The organism is Cytobacillus sp. GQ23 (assembly GCF_059758675.1).
The window spans coordinates 124,831-140,197 of record NZ_JCAXER010000015.1 but is presented as its reverse complement, the minus strand read 5'-3'; the positions used below and the strand labels follow the sequence as shown (position 1 = coordinate 140,197).

18 protein-coding genes are annotated in these 15,367 nt (G+C 40.1%); 7 read left to right on the top strand and 11 right to left on the bottom strand.

What is annotated here, in order from left to right; all coding sequences use genetic code 11:
* Window positions 1-36: 36 nt before the first annotated feature.
* Complete coding sequence (locus AC6CHU_RS14295; RefSeq protein ID WP_159866232.1) at window positions 37-345, bottom strand: metal-sulfur cluster assembly factor; 309 nt, start codon at window positions 343-345, stop codon at window positions 37-39.
* 71 nt (window positions 346-416) lie between these two features.
* Complete coding sequence (locus AC6CHU_RS14290) at window positions 417-1,184, bottom strand: alpha/beta fold hydrolase (protein ID WP_159866229.1); 768 nt, start codon at window positions 1,182-1,184, stop codon at window positions 417-419.
* A 279-nt stretch (window positions 1,185-1,463) separates the two neighbouring features.
* On the opposite strand from AC6CHU_RS14290, the gene AC6CHU_RS14285 reads away from it, so the two are divergent.
* From AC6CHU_RS14285 to AC6CHU_RS14275, 3 genes are all read left to right on the top strand, one after another.
* Window positions 1,464-2,282: a Cof-type HAD-IIB family hydrolase gene (locus AC6CHU_RS14285; protein WP_159866226.1), complete on the top strand. Its 819-nt coding sequence runs from the start codon at window positions 1,464-1,466 to the stop codon at window positions 2,280-2,282.
* Window positions 2,283-2,407: 125 nt separating this feature from the next.
* Window positions 2,408-2,560, top strand: coding sequence for a hypothetical protein (locus AC6CHU_RS14280; RefSeq protein WP_201306552.1), 153 nt, complete (start codon window positions 2,408-2,410; stop codon window positions 2,558-2,560).
* Between the two features lie 2 nt (window positions 2,561-2,562).
* On the top strand, window positions 2,563-2,745 hold the full coding sequence (locus AC6CHU_RS14275; RefSeq protein ID WP_159866223.1) for a DUF3813 domain-containing protein: 183 nt from the start codon (window positions 2,563-2,565) through the stop codon (window positions 2,743-2,745).
* A 40-nt stretch (window positions 2,746-2,785) separates the two neighbouring features.
* On the opposite strand, the gene AC6CHU_RS14270 is transcribed toward AC6CHU_RS14275, so the two are convergent.
* The gene (locus AC6CHU_RS14270; protein WP_159866220.1) at window positions 2,786-3,535 is read right to left on the bottom strand and encodes a BsuPI-related putative proteinase inhibitor; all 750 of its coding nucleotides are present in this window, start codon (window positions 3,533-3,535) and stop codon (window positions 2,786-2,788) included.
* Window positions 3,536-3,554: 19 nt separating this feature from the next.
* Window positions 3,555-4,385 (bottom strand): YitT family protein, encoded by an 831-nt coding sequence (locus tag AC6CHU_RS14265; RefSeq protein WP_159866217.1) that lies wholly within the window; start codon window positions 4,383-4,385, stop codon window positions 3,555-3,557.
* 125 nt (window positions 4,386-4,510) lie between these two features.
* Between AC6CHU_RS14265 and AC6CHU_RS14260 the strand changes: the two genes are divergently transcribed.
* Entirely contained in the window at window positions 4,511-5,365 is an 855-nt protein-coding gene (locus tag AC6CHU_RS14260) for a DegV family protein (protein ID WP_498122118.1), read from the top strand.
* A gap of 109 nt (window positions 5,366-5,474) precedes the next feature.
* The gene (locus AC6CHU_RS14255) at window positions 5,475-5,606 is read left to right on the top strand and encodes a DUF3941 domain-containing protein (protein WP_009331260.1); all 132 of its coding nucleotides are present in this window, start codon (window positions 5,475-5,477) and stop codon (window positions 5,604-5,606) included.
* 68 nt (window positions 5,607-5,674) lie between these two features.
* Here AC6CHU_RS14255 and AC6CHU_RS14250 read toward each other — a convergent pair whose 3' ends face one another.
* A complete protein-coding gene (locus AC6CHU_RS14250) occupies window positions 5,675-6,538 on the bottom strand; it encodes a CvfB family protein (protein WP_251284015.1) in 864 nt (287 codons plus the stop codon).
* 157 nt (window positions 6,539-6,695) lie between these two features.
* Between AC6CHU_RS14250 and AC6CHU_RS14245 the strand changes: the two genes are divergently transcribed.
* Window positions 6,696-7,187 carry a YajQ family cyclic di-GMP-binding protein gene (locus AC6CHU_RS14245; RefSeq protein WP_159866208.1) on the top strand — a complete coding sequence of 164 codons (492 nt, stop codon included), beginning with the start codon at window positions 6,696-6,698 and terminating at the stop codon, window positions 7,185-7,187.
* 45 nt (window positions 7,188-7,232) lie between these two features.
* On the opposite strand, the gene AC6CHU_RS14240 is transcribed toward AC6CHU_RS14245, so the two are convergent.
* Entirely contained in the window at window positions 7,233-7,736 is a 504-nt protein-coding gene (locus AC6CHU_RS14240) for a GNAT family N-acetyltransferase (RefSeq protein ID WP_159866205.1), read from the bottom strand.
* 119 nt (window positions 7,737-7,855) lie between these two features.
* Between AC6CHU_RS14240 and AC6CHU_RS14235 the strand changes: the two genes are divergently transcribed.
* On the top strand, window positions 7,856-8,725 hold the full coding sequence (locus tag AC6CHU_RS14235) for an SDR family oxidoreductase (protein WP_159866202.1): 870 nt from the start codon (window positions 7,856-7,858) through the stop codon (window positions 8,723-8,725).
* A gap of 38 nt (window positions 8,726-8,763) precedes the next feature.
* Here AC6CHU_RS14235 and AC6CHU_RS14230 read toward each other — a convergent pair whose 3' ends face one another.
* The 5 genes from AC6CHU_RS14230 to AC6CHU_RS14210 form a co-directional block, all read right to left on the bottom strand.
* Window positions 8,764-9,810 carry a LacI family DNA-binding transcriptional regulator gene (locus tag AC6CHU_RS14230; protein WP_159866199.1) on the bottom strand — a complete coding sequence of 349 codons (1,047 nt, stop codon included), beginning with the start codon at window positions 9,808-9,810 and terminating at the stop codon, window positions 8,764-8,766.
* 121 nt (window positions 9,811-9,931) lie between these two features.
* Entirely contained in the window at window positions 9,932-11,470 is a 1,539-nt protein-coding gene (locus tag AC6CHU_RS14225) for an alpha-amylase family glycosyl hydrolase (protein WP_159866196.1), read from the bottom strand.
* A gap of 88 nt (window positions 11,471-11,558) precedes the next feature.
* Entirely contained in the window at window positions 11,559-12,401 is an 843-nt protein-coding gene (locus AC6CHU_RS14220) for a sugar ABC transporter permease (RefSeq protein ID WP_159866193.1), read from the bottom strand.
* Between the two features lie 2 nt (window positions 12,402-12,403).
* Window positions 12,404-13,687 carry a carbohydrate ABC transporter permease gene (locus tag AC6CHU_RS14215; RefSeq protein ID WP_159866190.1) on the bottom strand — a complete coding sequence of 428 codons (1,284 nt, stop codon included), beginning with the start codon at window positions 13,685-13,687 and terminating at the stop codon, window positions 12,404-12,406.
* Between the two features lie 254 nt (window positions 13,688-13,941).
* The gene (locus AC6CHU_RS14210) at window positions 13,942-15,234 is read right to left on the bottom strand and encodes an extracellular solute-binding protein (protein ID WP_159866187.1); all 1,293 of its coding nucleotides are present in this window, start codon (window positions 15,232-15,234) and stop codon (window positions 13,942-13,944) included.
* Window positions 15,235-15,367: the final 133 nt, after the last annotated feature.

The window sequence follows — 15,367 nt, the reverse complement described above, 5'->3', positions numbered from 1 at the left end:
GCAGGAAATACTCCTGCTGTTTTATGCTTCAATCTCTTATCGAACACCAAGCGCAATTTTTGCATAGCGGGACATTTTATCCTTGGACCAAGGCGGGTTCCAGACAATGTTGACTTCAGTGTCTTTTACTTCAGGGATATCTGCCAGTGCTGACTTAACCTGTTCAACGATTGTGCCTGCCAATGGGCAGCCCATGGAAGTAAGTGTCATATCAATTATGGCTTTTCCTTCCTCTTCCATTTTCACATCATATACCAGGCCTAGGTTTACAATGTCTATCCCCAGCTCAGGGTCTACTACAAGCTCAAGTGCACCCATAATGCTGTCTTTTAAATCCTGATCCATATCTGCAGCACTCCTTCATTATTTACTATCTTTATCTTAACAAAAAATTAACTGAAATGAAAAAACGCAGTTTATAGATGTTCCTCAAACCACCTAACTGTTTCGAGCAGTCCTTCTCTGCTAACTTTATGCCCTGCCTGTTCATCTGTTATAAAGAGGAGGTTTTCAGGTGAATCATTATACATGGGCTGGATGGTCTCATAAAATTGGTATGTATAGGAATACGGCACTACCGGGTCCTTTTTGCCATGCCAGAACATAATCGGCCTTCCTCCAAGCTTTTCAGGCTGAAGGCTAAGATCACGCTCCCTGAGACTACTCAGAAGATCTGCAAGTTCTTCATTTGTGAGAGGAACCCTAATATTATTTTTCTTCAGTTCGTCGAGCTGAAGCTGAGCAAACTTTTCATAATACGGCATCCCCATCAGGCTAACTGCAGTTTTAACCCATTCATACTGGGTCAAGGCGCCCAAAGTGACTATTCCACCCATGGAGGTACCCACAAGCCCTATTCTTTCCTGATCAATCAGGTCCCAATCCTTATAAACATTTTTGATTATATTCAATTCAGCAATTGTATTCAGAACAATATCCCATAGCTTGAAATTTAAATCGCTGCCAGATAACCCCTGAGATCTTTCCCCATGAAATAACGTGTCCGGAAGCACTACCCTAAACCCCTTTTCTGCAAGCAGATAGGCATAATGCAGATTATGTTCCTTGGCACTCGTAAAACCATGAACAAAAATGATAAAAGGCAGCAGTTCCCCTTTTATTTCCTGTCTGGCGAGTTCAAGAACAGGAATTTCTCTGATAACCTTATGTTCAATAACAACCACAATTTTTCCTCCTAAACCTTTTGTACCAAAGTGAATTTTTTTACAAAATTATAATAATATTGATAACATATATGTATAAAATGATTTTGTAAAAGCTTAAGCTCCTGTCTTGATGTAAATTCTTTCTATATTTTCAGTTTAACATGTGGACTTTTCTTTTCCAAAACCTTTACACTTAAAAGAAAAGCGGGGCATACTTCATTATAAACAATGGGCTGGAGTCCGGTGACTGCAGCTGCATTTTTATTAAAAATTGCTGCGCGCTTAGAAGGAGATATTATGGCAGAAAAACATTTAATTGCATTGGACTTGGACGGCACATTATTAAAAGATGACAAAACCATCTCGGCTAAAACTAAAATGATTATTCAAAAGGCACGTGAACAAGGACATGAAGTGATGATTGCCACTGGAAGGCCATTTCGATCCAGTGAAATTTATTATCGCGAAATGGAATTGACTACGCCGATTGTCAATTTCAATGGTGCTTACATACATCATCCTAAAGACCATAATTGGGGTGTGTACCATACACCCCTGCAAATGAACGTAGCTAAAGAGATTGTCGAGGCAGTTAATAGCTATACGATTCATAATATCGTGGCAGAAGTTATTGATGATGTTTATTTGCACTATCATGATGAAAAACTACTCGACATCTTTGGTTTTGGCAATCCGAATATTACAACTGGTGATTTGCGCAATTACTTAAAAGATAATCCGACAAGCATGCTGATACATACTGATGAAGAGCATGTAAAGTCAATCAGAGATCATCTTTCCGAGGTTCATGCAGAAGTAATTGACCACCGCAGATGGGCGGCTCCCTGGCACGTCATTGAAATAGTGAAAACGGGGCTGAATAAAGCTGTCGGCCTAAAAAAAGCAGCTGATTACTTTCAAATTCCGCCAGAGCGCATCATTGCTTTTGGCGATGAAGACAATGACCTTGAAATGCTTGAATTTGCTGGGTACGGTATTGCCATGGGCAATGCTATTGACCAGGTGAAGAATATTGCCAGAGAAGTCACCTTAACCAATGAGGAAGATGGCATTGGCATTTATCTAAATGAATTATTAAACCTAAAAGCTCTATAAACAGTTCAATTAATAGGAATTAAATAGAAACAGGAAAATCCCCTTTTTAAATCCTTCCTCTAGAGCATACTAAAGATGAAGCAGCCCAATTGCAGCTTCAAACTCTTTTCATGGAGGGGATTCGAATGGGTAAACGTAATAAATCAAAACGCTTCGTTCAACAGGGTAAAGATACTGTTAGTAAGCATGATGAGCGTATCCCGTACCACATGACCTATGCTGAGGCGGAAGCCCAAAAATTAGCTAATGTGAAAGAATCATCCCTCGGAGGAATATAGCGATGGGTAACAGATTATTTCAGGAAGCCAGAAAGTATGTGGAAATAGCTAAAAATTCTTCAGACGAAGAAACTGTTTCCCGCGCGAAAAATGCTTTAAGTTCCGCGTTTGCCAACTCCACAGCGGCTGAACAGGCACAGCTGAGTGAGATGCAGCAGGAGCTTGAACAATATTCGCAGAATTGATAAAAGAAGCCGGCAGCCATTGAGGCTGCCGGCTTCTTTTTTACCTTATTTCCAGAATAACAGGAAACGAATTCATGATATTTCCGGCCTTATCTTTTTCATATAAATGCAAAAGCACTGTACCACTTTCAGGCAGTTTATCAGGAGAAATGTTTACTTCTATATAAAAATTCTCCCAGTTATTTGACTGGGCTGATACTCCCTTTTCAGGCAGAAGTTCATTATGGCCATCCTCAACAGAATACCATACCTTTCCGCCTTTTGGACGTCCTTCAATTTCCACCGAATATAAGCCATTCTCTCCATTAGCCTTAACCTGTCGAAAGACTGGATTTTCTCCTGGGATATGGACAGCATCTTTTGATTCTGCTTTTTTCACCAGTTTCTTTCCATTTAAGTTTGATGCCAAAAGCCTGGCTTTTACGGTGTATTCCCCCTCATCCACTCTTTCGCCATTCTGCCGATAATCCCAATGCTCTTTCCAAACCCTGCTTTCATCCGGTTTGACATCAATGGTCTGAATAGCTTGTAAAAAGGCTTTACCTTCTGAGGAGGAATATACCTTTTCGCCTTTTTGATTGAATATTTCTACTTCGTAAAATTGGGAACTCATGAATTCAAAGCTCAGCGGATAATTGGCTGTATTCTTCAGAACTAATTCCATCTCCATTTTTTCCGTTCCTGCTTGAGGCATTACTTTGAAATCAAATGGCATTTCGTTTATAGAAGCTTCAAAATTTTGCAAAGGTATAGTAAAGAAAATCATAGCAGCAGCCAAAAGCTGAAGCATCCTTCATCCCTCCAATTTTTTAATCCCTCCGGAAGAAACCATATACACCGGCTGTTTGAACAATATTTGTAAAAGCATTCGGATCCACTTCTTTTATGATCCTTTCAAGGTCAAATAACTCGTATCGTGTGATGACAATCATCATCATTTCCTTATTTTCATTAGTAAAAGCGCCCTTTGCAGGGAAAGTTGTTATTCCTCTGACAAGTTTGTCATGGATCGCTTTTTTCATTTCCTCTGATTTTTTCGTAATTATCAGAGCTGTGAGCTTTTCATGTCTGGTGTGAATGGCATCAATAACCCTTGTAGAAGCATAAAGGGTTACAAGGGTATATAGTGCTTTTTCCCAGCCATATAAAAAACCAGCAGTTATAATAATAATGGCGTTAAGAGTGAAGAAATATGTACCGACAGGTTTGTCTTTCATTCGGGACAGGACCATCGCGATAATATCCATTCCTCCTGTAGAAGCCCCCCATTTAAGTGTAATCCCTACACCTACAGCTGCTATAACACCCCCAAAAACAGCATTAAGCAAAATATCCTTCGATACGTGAATGACAGGTATTACTTCGAGAAAAAAAGACATCAGGAATACGCTTAGGAAACTGTAAATCGTAAACGAACGGCCAACCTTTTTCCAGGCCAATATGGTTACTGGAATATTTAGAATGAACAGCAATATCCCTGTTGATCCGAAATTACCCAGAATGCTTGAAAGAAGCTGTGCCACTCCTGTGAAACCGCTTGCATATACATTAGCCGGTATGAGAAAAAAATTCATCGCGATTGCATTCAATAACGCGCCAATCAACACAATAAATACTTTCTTAGTCTCTAGCCAAACCATTTTTTACCCCCTGATCTTTTATCATTTCTTTACCCCAATAAGGTGCATTTTCAACACAATTCATTGTTTTTTCTCCTTGATTTCTATAAACTTAATTCATATAGTTTGAAAGCAGGTGAAAGATAATGTCAGTAAAAATTCTAGCTGACAGTGCGTGTGACTTGCCGCTTAGCTTTTATAAAGAACATGGCGTCACACTTTTTCCGTTACAGGTTCAACTGAATGATGGAGAATATGAAGATTTAATCACCATAGAACCTAAAGGTGTTTATAGAGCTATACGTGAAGGCCAGATGCCTAAAACATCTCAGGTATCGCCTCTTCTTTTTGAGGAAACGTTCAATAAAATGGCAGCAAACAATGAGGACGGCATTTATATTGCTTTTTCCTCCGAACTTTCGGGTACATACCAGACAGCTATCATGATCCTTGAGCAAGTAAAAGAGAAACACCCCGATTTCCAATTAACCATTATCGATTCCAAGGCTGCTTCCTTAGGTTATGGATTAATTGTGAAGGCAGCTGCAGCTGCCTCGCAATCGGGCTCATCCAAGGAAGACATCCAGAAAATAATCGAATTTCACTGCCGGAACCTCGAGAGCTTATTTACTGTAAATGATCTTGAATACCTCGCTAAAGGCGGGCGCGTTTCAAAAGCCTCGGCATTTCTTGGCGGACTTTTGAATATTAAGCCTCTCTTAACAGTAGAAGATGGCAAACTTGTTCCAATTGAGAAACTGCGCGGCAAGAAAAAGCTGCTCCGCCGCATTATTGAACTGATGAAAGAAAACGGGTCCTCCTTTGAGAAGCAGACTGTCGGCATCAGCCATGCCGATGATGAAGAGACTGCTCTTGAAGTGCAAAAGCTGATACTGGACGAGCTTAATGCCAAAGAAGTCTATATTACCTCCATCGGCGCTGCAATCGGGGCACATACAGGCCCGGGATCAATTGCGATTTTCTATCATAAACAAATTTAAACCATAACGGCAGGATACATACTCCATTTCATTCTGACAGACAATATGACTGTACTTCAGTTATATTCCTGAAGGCTAAACCTATCAGTATGAAAGGAGTATTTTTATTATGCCGCATACTTCCGATAATGATAAGAAAGCGAAGGACAATAATGCGCTTCTCCACGAAAAAAATATGATGCGCGAGAAAAACCGCAAAGCCGGGAAAAACCAATATTCTAAAAAGACAGATCATCTTTAATAATAAAACGGACAAGCATTAGGCTTGTCCGTTTTTTTCACTAAAACACCCTATAATTTTTATTGCATTTAATCTTTCTTAAGATATGTCCAGCCCTCTTCCTGATAAACCCTTCCTTCCTTCATAAGCCGGCCCAACGCCCTTTTAAAAGAAGCTTTGCTTAACTGAAAACGCTCCTGGATATCTTCCGGGGCACTTTTATCGCCATATGGCATCGCACCGCTTCGGCTTTCAAGATAAGAAATGATTTTTTCGGAATCTTCATCAAGTGCTTCATGCTTTCTTGGAATTAGAGAAACATTTACTGTCCCATCTTCCTTCACATCAACTATGCGGCCTTCCACCTTTTCTCCAAGACGGGGCTCTCTTTTTCGCTGGGACTCATGGATAAAGCCTTTAAATCCCTCAGCTGTATAAATCCAGCTTCCAACTTTTGCGGTTCTATAAATATGTCCATGAATATTTTTATTAAAGTCACTTTTGGCTGCTTTAATTGAAATATCAGTAATGACAGGATCAGTAGCCAATTTCACATAAATTCGGTTATTCTTATTTACCCGGAGTGTAATGTATAATCTATCTCCCTCAATCGGCCACACATTTTCGTGTACAGGAAGATCCTCCTCACCGAGAAGCATGTCCTTCTGAATGCCAATATTGATAAATACACCGATGCCGGGCTTTACGTCACTTACCTCGGCCCATCCATATGTACCTGCCTGGACCTCAGGAATTACAGTTGTTGCTGCAATTCTCCCCTGTGAGTCCATATAAAGGAAAGCTTCAACCTCCTGCCCTTCCTCCAGCTTTTCTTCCGTCTCGTTCTGATGAAGAAGAACATCCTCCTCTCCATCAGTCAAAAAATAGCCAAAAGCCGCTTCCCTTGAAACGACCAGATTAACAGCACGTCCCAAATACTCTTCAATAGCCATCTATTTTCCTCCTTCTAAGCATTAAACAGCAAATATTCATTATATTAAATCCTTCCCAAAAAAGATCACATAACTCCTAAAGTTGTTTGAACTGCTATATTTTACTATAATAAGGACGAGAAGTGAAACTTAAATAGTAAACGCCAAGGAGGCTGTCATGTCTAAAGAAAGCTCATTTGATATTGTATCCAAAGTAGACTTTTCTGAAGTAACGAATGCCATTAATATTGCTATGAAGGAAATTTCCACCCGCTATGACTTTAAAGGCAGCAAAAGTGATATTAAGCTGGATAAAGAGGAGCTTGTGCTTCTTTCTGATGATGAATTTAAGCTGGAGCAGCTTAAGGATGTTTTATTGGGCAAATTAATCAAACGGGGCATTCCTGTAAAAAATCTTGATTACAGCAAGATTGAGGGAGCATCAGGTGGAACTGTCCGTCAAAGAGCAAAGCTTGTCCAGGGTATCGATAAAGAAAATGCCAAGAAGATTAATACTTTGATTAAAAACAGCGGATTAAAGGTGAAGAGCCAGGTTCAGGATGATCAGGTCCGGGTAACCGGCAAAAACCGCGATGACTTGCAGAAAATTATTGCTGCTGTTAAAGAGGCAGATTTAACTGTTGATGTTCAATTCGTTAACTATCGCTAAAAAAGCAAACGGAAAACTCCGTTTGCTTTTTTGTTTGTGCTGCTGCTATTTAACAAATCTATACATCAGTAATTCATCTGCGTAGGTCCCATCTTTTCTTTTTATATGCTTAATTTTACGGCCTTCCTCCTCAAATCCAAATCGCTTGTAAAGGCGGATGGCCCTCTCATTAAACGCAAACACCTCAAGACATATTTTTTCCAGGCCGGGTTCTCCTTCAGCCCATTGCAGGAATAGTTTCATCATTTTGCTCCCCAGTCCCTGATTGCAATGCCTTTTCTGTATTGAAATTCCGAAATACCCCAAATGGTTAACCTTTTTGCTTTTTGAGCGTCTAAAGTTCAGCATCCCAACCACTTCCTGATCAATTTCCGCTATTAAGATCAGATCACCCGATTGAAGACTCTTTTCAATCCATATTTCCTCTTCTTGTATAGTCATCGTAAATTCTTCCGGCTCGGTCAATAAAAAATCACTTTCGCCAAAAGCTTGCCTGCAATGCTTTAAAATTGCCGCGGCGTCCTTTTTCTCAGCAAAGCGAATTTGCAATTTTCTTCCCCCGCTCTTTTTATATCCATTATAAAAATAAATTCAAATAATTTCCATGTTTTTTCACCATAATAAAATGGGAATGAAAAGAGTATTAATGATTTGGAGGGATTTTTTTAATGTCAGATTCTCATAACAATCCAACAGAATTTCCGCCCCAGCATCAGGATCATCAGCCCGGCACAGAGGCGCCAATGCAGCCTGAGCCGCAATCAGTCGATCCAAATTATAAGGGGTCTGATAAATTAAAAGGAAAAGTTGTTTTAATCACAGGCGGAGACAGCGGCATTGGGAAATCAGCCGCCATTTATTTTGCCAAAGAAGGAGCCAGCGTAGTAAATGTTTATTTAGATGAACATGAAGATGCGGAAAAAACAAAAGAGGCCATCCAGGCTGAAGGACAGGAATGCTTGCTGATTTCAGGAGATATCGGCAGCGAAACATTCTGTAAGGATATTGTCAGGAAAACCCTTGATAAGTTCGGTCAAATCGATGTACTGGTAAATAATGCAGCGGAGCAGCATCCGCAAAAAAGCCTGCTTGATATCACTGCTGAACAGCTTGAAAAAACATTCAGGACAAACATTTTCTCCTTCTTTCATCTAACTAAGGCAGTACTGCCTCATCTAAAAAGAGGAAGCTCTATTATCAACACAGCATCCATAACCGCTTATGAAGGAAACGAACAGCTTATCGACTACTCTTCAACCAAAGGTGCAATTGTGTCGTTTACTCGTTCATTAGCCAAATCTCTTGCTCCACAGGGAATTCGCGTAAATGGAGTGGCTCCCGGTCCTATCTGGACACCGCTTATTCCATCCACATTCACTGCAGATAAGGTATCAAAATTTGGATCCAATACTCCAATTGGCAGAGCAGGACAGCCTTATGAACTGGCTCCTGCCTATGTATATCTTGCCAGTGATGATTCATCTTATGTTAGCGGCCAGATGATCCATATCAATGGCGGAACAATTGTAAATGGATAAACAAATTGAAAGGGAAGCCTGCTGCAGGCTTCCCTTTTTTATGATACAATCTCCGGCTCTTCAGGCAAAGGACTGCTGCATGAAGAACGTTTTACAAGTTTGTGTGGAATAATAATCCGCTTTACAGGCTCACGCGGGTTTTCAATTCTGTAAATTAGGCTTCTGGCAGATTCAAATCCCAGATCGAATATATTGATATCGACAGAAGTCAGCGGCGGCCTGGACATTTCAGCTAACAGCACATTATTAAAGCTGATGATAGACATATCTTCAGGAACTCTGATTCCCAATTCATCCAATGTATTCAGGACACCCAATGCCATCAAGTCATCCGCAACTACAAGTGCAGTTGGAGGTTTTTCAAGGGATATGAGGCCCCTGACAGCCTCCTGTCCCCCTTCTTTAAGAAATTCCTCATGAACAATATATTCATTGACCAGTTCAATTGAAGCATCCCTTAATGCCTTTTCATAGCCAAGAAGCCGTTCTACTGTAACGGTTAAATTTAAATTTCCTCCGACAAATGCAATTTGCTTATGCCCAAGCTTAATCAAATATTCCGTTACTTCTTTGGCTGCACGGAAATTATTATTATCTACGTAAGTAATTTCCTCTTCATCTGAAAAAGGCTTGCCTATAACCACAAACGGGAAATCTCTTTCCTTTAAAAAGGCAAGCACTTTGTCCTCCACTTTTGAATAAAGCAAAATAACTCCATCCACCCGTCCGCCCTGTACCATCTGGATCACACCTTCATAGATTTCATCATCCGTTTTTCCGGTTGTCATATGAAGGGCATAATGCCTTTCATGTGCTCCCTCGCTCAGACCTCTAAGGACAGTTGGAAAAAATGGGTTTTGAAATACAACATCCGTGGAGCTGGGCATTATCAGTCCAATTGCGCGAGTTGACTGGCTTGCAAGACTGCGGGCAATAAAATTCGGATGGTATCCTAATTGTTCCATTGCCTCTCTGACTTTTTGCTTGGTTTTCTCGCTGATGCGAGGATTGTTGGCAATAACCCTTGAAACAGTAGAAGGTGCAACTTTTGCCATCTTTGCAACATCTTTAATTGTGACTGCCAATAAAATCACCCTCTCCTTGAGGTCTCTGTTATTTATATTATAATCCATACAGGTTTGATTTTCTTTCCAATTTTAAACAGTCACCAGAATTAGGAAGAAGGGGAGGTTTACTAAGAATAAGTTACTCGGATTTCTTCTTTTTTGACCGCTTCCATAAAAGATAGATAAAAATCATAAAAGCTGTATAAACTGCTGCAAGAGCTCCAATCAGCGGAATGTTCAAACCTGATTTTTCTTCCAGAACATATACCTCAGCTTCTTCCCGATCAATGATTAACTCATATTTATCGTCTTTGCTGCGGATAAGATCATCAGAAATCATGCCGCGAAGTTCTCCTCCGGCTTCCAATTGATTGGAGTCAAGTACCGCTTTCTGTGACTTTGTTGAATTATTAATGGCAATCACTGTTGTTTCATCTTTGAATGTCCGTTTATAAACAGCAAAACCGTCTTTTTCCTCCAGCAGTTCCATGTCGCCTCTAGTTAAAGATGGCAGCAATTGCCTAACTTCCCCAAGTTTTGCGATATAGTCTATTAATTCTTTGTCTGTACGGAAATCCATTTGCCTGCGATTGTCAGGATCCTCTCCGCCATCCATTGCTATTTCACTTCCATAATAGACAATTGGAATTCCAGGTGAGGTATACATGTATGTTAATGCAAGCTTCCATCTTGGACCCGGATGATGATTTTTTGAGATAGCATCACGGGTGAATCTGACAGTATCGTGATTATCCATGAAACTTCCCATCAGATAAGGATTTTCATAAATTGCTTTATTTCGGTCCCAGTTTGTAAAAAGCCAGCTTAACGGTTTGTCAGGTTCTGCAAAAGCTGTTCTTAGATGATCATTTAAAGGATAATCAACAAAGCCGTCTATCCCTGTTTTTTCGTATTGGGCGATATAATTGGGATCTTCCGACCATACTTCCCCAAGCAAATAAAAGTCTTCTTTGACTGACTTTACACTTTGGGCGAATTCGCTCCAGAAAGACTTTGGTACATGTTTAACAGTATCAAGGCGATATCCGTCGATATCTGTTTCTTCGATCCACCACTTAGCTGCATCAATTAAATATTTTTCCACATCAGGATTTTCCTGATTTAAATCAGGAAGCCCATAGATCCAGCCATTTTCAATTTCAGCCTGATTCGACCAGTTTACATTATCCTTTTTTTCATGGAACCACTCTTTTTTTTCAGAATCATTGATCCAATCGTGATTGTAGCCTACATGATTAACAACGAAGTCCAATATCACTTTCATATCTCTTTTGTGGGCTTCCCTGACTAACTGCTTGAACTCATCCATTGTGCCAAAATGTTCTTCAGTATTGTAAAAATCTTTGATCCAGTAACCGTGATAGCCCTTCTCTTCATTATCGAAAACCGGAGTCAGCCAAATAGCCGTAAACCCCATTTCCTTAATATAATCAAGGCGTTCTGTAATGCCCTTGAAATCTCCGCCATGATAAGCCTTTGGGTCCTTAACATCAACTTTAAAGTCATTGTTTGGATCTCCATTGCTAAATCGGTCAACCATTAAAAAATAAATTGATTCATCTTGCCATTTACGCTCTTCTTTTTCAGCTGCTCCTGCCGGCAGGGCATAAAAAAGAAGAAACGGGATTAAGATGAAGGTTATGATTCCTTTTTTCATCGCCGCTCCTCCTTCATTTTTCAAGCCGCTCCGAGGCTCCAATCAGCTCAGAGCCACAAGCGGCCAGTAAAGTTTCAGCCCTTTAAGATTAGCCTTTTGTTCCCCCTGCCGTCAAACCTGATACAAAGTATTTTTGGAACATAAGGAAAAGTGCAGCAATCGGTATCGCTATTAAAACCGAGCCAGCTGCAAACTTTGTAAATTCATTTCCAAATTGCTTGGCAACCATTTCATACAGTCCTACTGCCATTGTGAACTTTTCATCTGTTCTTAATAAAATTCTGGCAAGAATGAAGTCTCCAAAAGGAGCAATGAATGAAAATAGCGCAACAACTGCAACAATTGGTTTGGCAAGCGGCATAACAATTTGCCAGAAAACACGCAGATGGCTTGCACCATCCATTTTCGCAGATTCATCAAGTTCTTTCGGAATCGTATCGAGATAGCCTTTCATCAGCCATGTATTCATGGGAATCTGACCGCCTACATACACAAGAATCAACCCTAGATGTGTATCAATTAGGCCAGTTCTCGTCGCTAATACAAAAATGGCGATCAGTGCTGCAAAGTTAGGTATCATCTGCAGTATCAGGAACGTTAACAGTCCATTTTTCCTTCCGATAAATCGGTACCTTGAAAACGAATAGGCAGTCAATGATACTGTAATAACCGTAAGAATCATTGTCAGCGTGCTGATTTTCAATGAATTCCAGTACCATTTAACATAATTGGACTTCTCCAAATCAAATAGGTATTTGTAATGAGCCAATGTCGGATTTTCGGGAAACATTGAAGATCCCGACAAGCTCTGGCCCGGATTTAATGAAGATCCTACTACCCACAAAAGCGGATAAATAACAATAAAGCTCATTAAGGCAATGATTAAATATGAAAGAGTCAGCCGGATCGTTTTATTTTTCTTCATGCTCATATCTACATCAAATCCTCTTCTTGGAATGATTTTGTTCTTCTAAACTGCCATAGTGCTACAGTGATGACAATAAGTGACAGAATCATGGTAACTGCAGCTGCTTTGCCATATTGGGCAGAAGTCATAGTCAGTTTATAAATCCAGGATATTAGAATATCCGAACCCCCGGCATTTTGGCCCGGAATAGCCGGTCCGCCGCCATTGAACAAGAAGATAACATTAAAGTTATTAAAGTTGAACGTATACTGAGTAATGATAATTGGTGCCGTTGCAAATAAAACCAAAGGAAGCGTAATCTTTGTAAATTTCTGCAAAATTGTTGCACCATCAACTGTTGCAGCTTCATAAAGCTCATCCGGAATAGACTGCAGCACACCTGTTGTCATAGCAAAAATGAAGGGGAATCCAAGCCAGGACTGGATGAAAATTAACGCTAAACGTGTCCAATTTTCCTCAGTCATCCACGGAATAGCACCGATTCCAAATGCATCCAGGATCGTTTTATTAATTACACCGAAAGTTTCATTGAACATGCCGGAGAAAATCAGGATTGATATAAATGCAGGCACCGCCCACGGAAGAATGAAGATTGTCCGGATAATGGCTTTCCCTTTAAGATCCTTTTGGTTTACGAGAATTGCCAGGAAGATACCAAGGGCTACCTGCAAAGTGGTAGCAACGAAAGTCCAGACAATTGTCCAGCCCAGTACTCCAAAGAATGTTTTTCTCCACAAATCAAGTTTGAAGATATCGATAAAGTTCTGAATGCCAACCCAATCTACCAGTTTTGCTGGCGGAGAATGATATAAATCATAGTTAGTAAATGCAAGAAGGACTACGAATAAGATCGGAAAAATTACAACGAAAACCAAAAGAAAAAATCCCGGCGATATCATTAAGTATGGAAAACCATTATCAAGGAGATTGTGATACTGCTCTCTGACACTGTTTAATTCCATTCCCAAATCACGTTTTTTCCCGTTATTATAAGCATCATATATATTGAAGACATAAATAATAAGCCCCAATGCGGTTATAATCAATGCAATAATTCCGTCGATCAAAAGAAAAATCGAATGGTCAAGTACTGGAATTTCACCTAGCGTAAAAAGTCCCCAGAATCCCCAATTCAGTGTGTCAAAGAATGATGCAAAAAATGCAACGGTAAGAATTAAAAAGATGGCACCTTTTAAGAACTGTTTATTATAAAACTGTCCAAATCCAGGCAGAATGGATAATAGAGCAGCATTTCTTCCATGATTGGATGACGTTTTTTTTGTGTCCATACGGCTGTTGCCTCCCCTTTCTTATAGGAGAAATTATTTTCTATTATTATAAATCATTTATAAATATATTAGCGATTGTTTTTGTGCAAACGGTTGCTCTTAAACGGAACATGAAAGCGGCTTTCTGCCGCTTCTGACTGAAGATACGCGAATAAGCTGAGAACTATCTCATTCACTCACCTTCTTTTTGTTACCTTTACATAAAAGTATGGGCAATACCCCCGGGGAGGTACCGCCCTTTTGTCTGTCAAGCTTTACTTGGCAGGGTGATTTGTTTCAATATTTGTCTTGATCGTTTTAACTGCATCATCAAGCGCTGCTTTTGGCTCAGCTTTACCTGTAGCAATAGTTTGAAGTGCAGAAGCCATTGGCCCCCATACTTCTGCCATTTCAGGAATGTTTGGCATTGGAACAGCATATTGGGATTGCTCAGCAACAGCTTTTGCAGCTTCATTGTCTGCGATTACAGGATCTTCAATAAGAGATTTTACAGGAGGGATTTCCTGAGTTTTCTCGAAACGGATTTTTGCATTCTCTTCGTTTGTAATATGTTCAACTAACTTTGTTGCCCAGTAAGGATTTTTAGTGAATGCAGTTACATTCCATCCCTTAACACCCATGAATGTCTTAACAGGCTCTCCGTTTGAAAGCTTAGGCATAACAGAAACACCAACATCGATTCCTGCATCCTTCATGCCTTGAAGTGCCCATGGGCCATTCATTACAGAAGCAGCTTTGCCTTCATTGAATAGGCCATCCATTGCAGCTCCTCCGCTTTCCCCGATGATTCCTTTAGGGAATAAGCCTTCGCTGTACCATTTTTTAATGAACTCAGCACCTTCAACAGCGCCTTCGTTATTTAAACCTACATCTTCACGGTCTAATGCCCCATCCTTTTCATTGAAAACATATCCGCCCATGCCAGCGATAGGTCCGTGTGCGAAATAGAAGTTATCGAATAATGCAAGGAACCCATACTGTCCGCCAGTCGTTAATTCTTTAGCCTGAGTATAAAGCTCATCCATTGTTTCAGGAGCTTTTTCCATTAATGCTTTATTATAGATGAAAACTGGTGTTTCAGTAGCTTTTGGAAGACCATAAAGCTTTCCGTCATACATTTGAGCACTGATGGACGATTCTGTGAAAGTATCAAGAACGCTGTCATCAACTTTAATTTCCTGAAGGAGACCTTCAGTTACAACCTGTCCTATTTGGTCATGAGGCAGTGTCACAACGTCAGGTGCATTTCCTGCAGGTCCATCCAGTCTTAATTGGTCACGGATTTTATCAGCCATGCCCAATTCTTTAAATTCAACTTTAATTCCATATTCTTTTTCAAAAGACTCAATAGCAGGCTTTAATGCTATGCCTTTATCAGTGTCTTCCCAAACTACTAATTTTTCAGGTTTCGGTTCTTCAGCCTGGTTGTCACCTGTGCCGTTATCTTTATCTGTATTTTCCGGCTGTGCCTCACGCTGAGGACCGCAAGCTGCCAGCATTCCGATTACTAATACCAGCATCATTAAGAAAGATAGTGACTTTTTCATGGTATTGCCCCCTTTAAATAGATCTGCTGCTTAATATAAATAGTACAACCGTTTGCACAAAATTGTAAACGCTTTAATCTATTTCTAAAAAAATCAGCGTTCACTAAAACTATCAATCAATGGAACCTCTTAA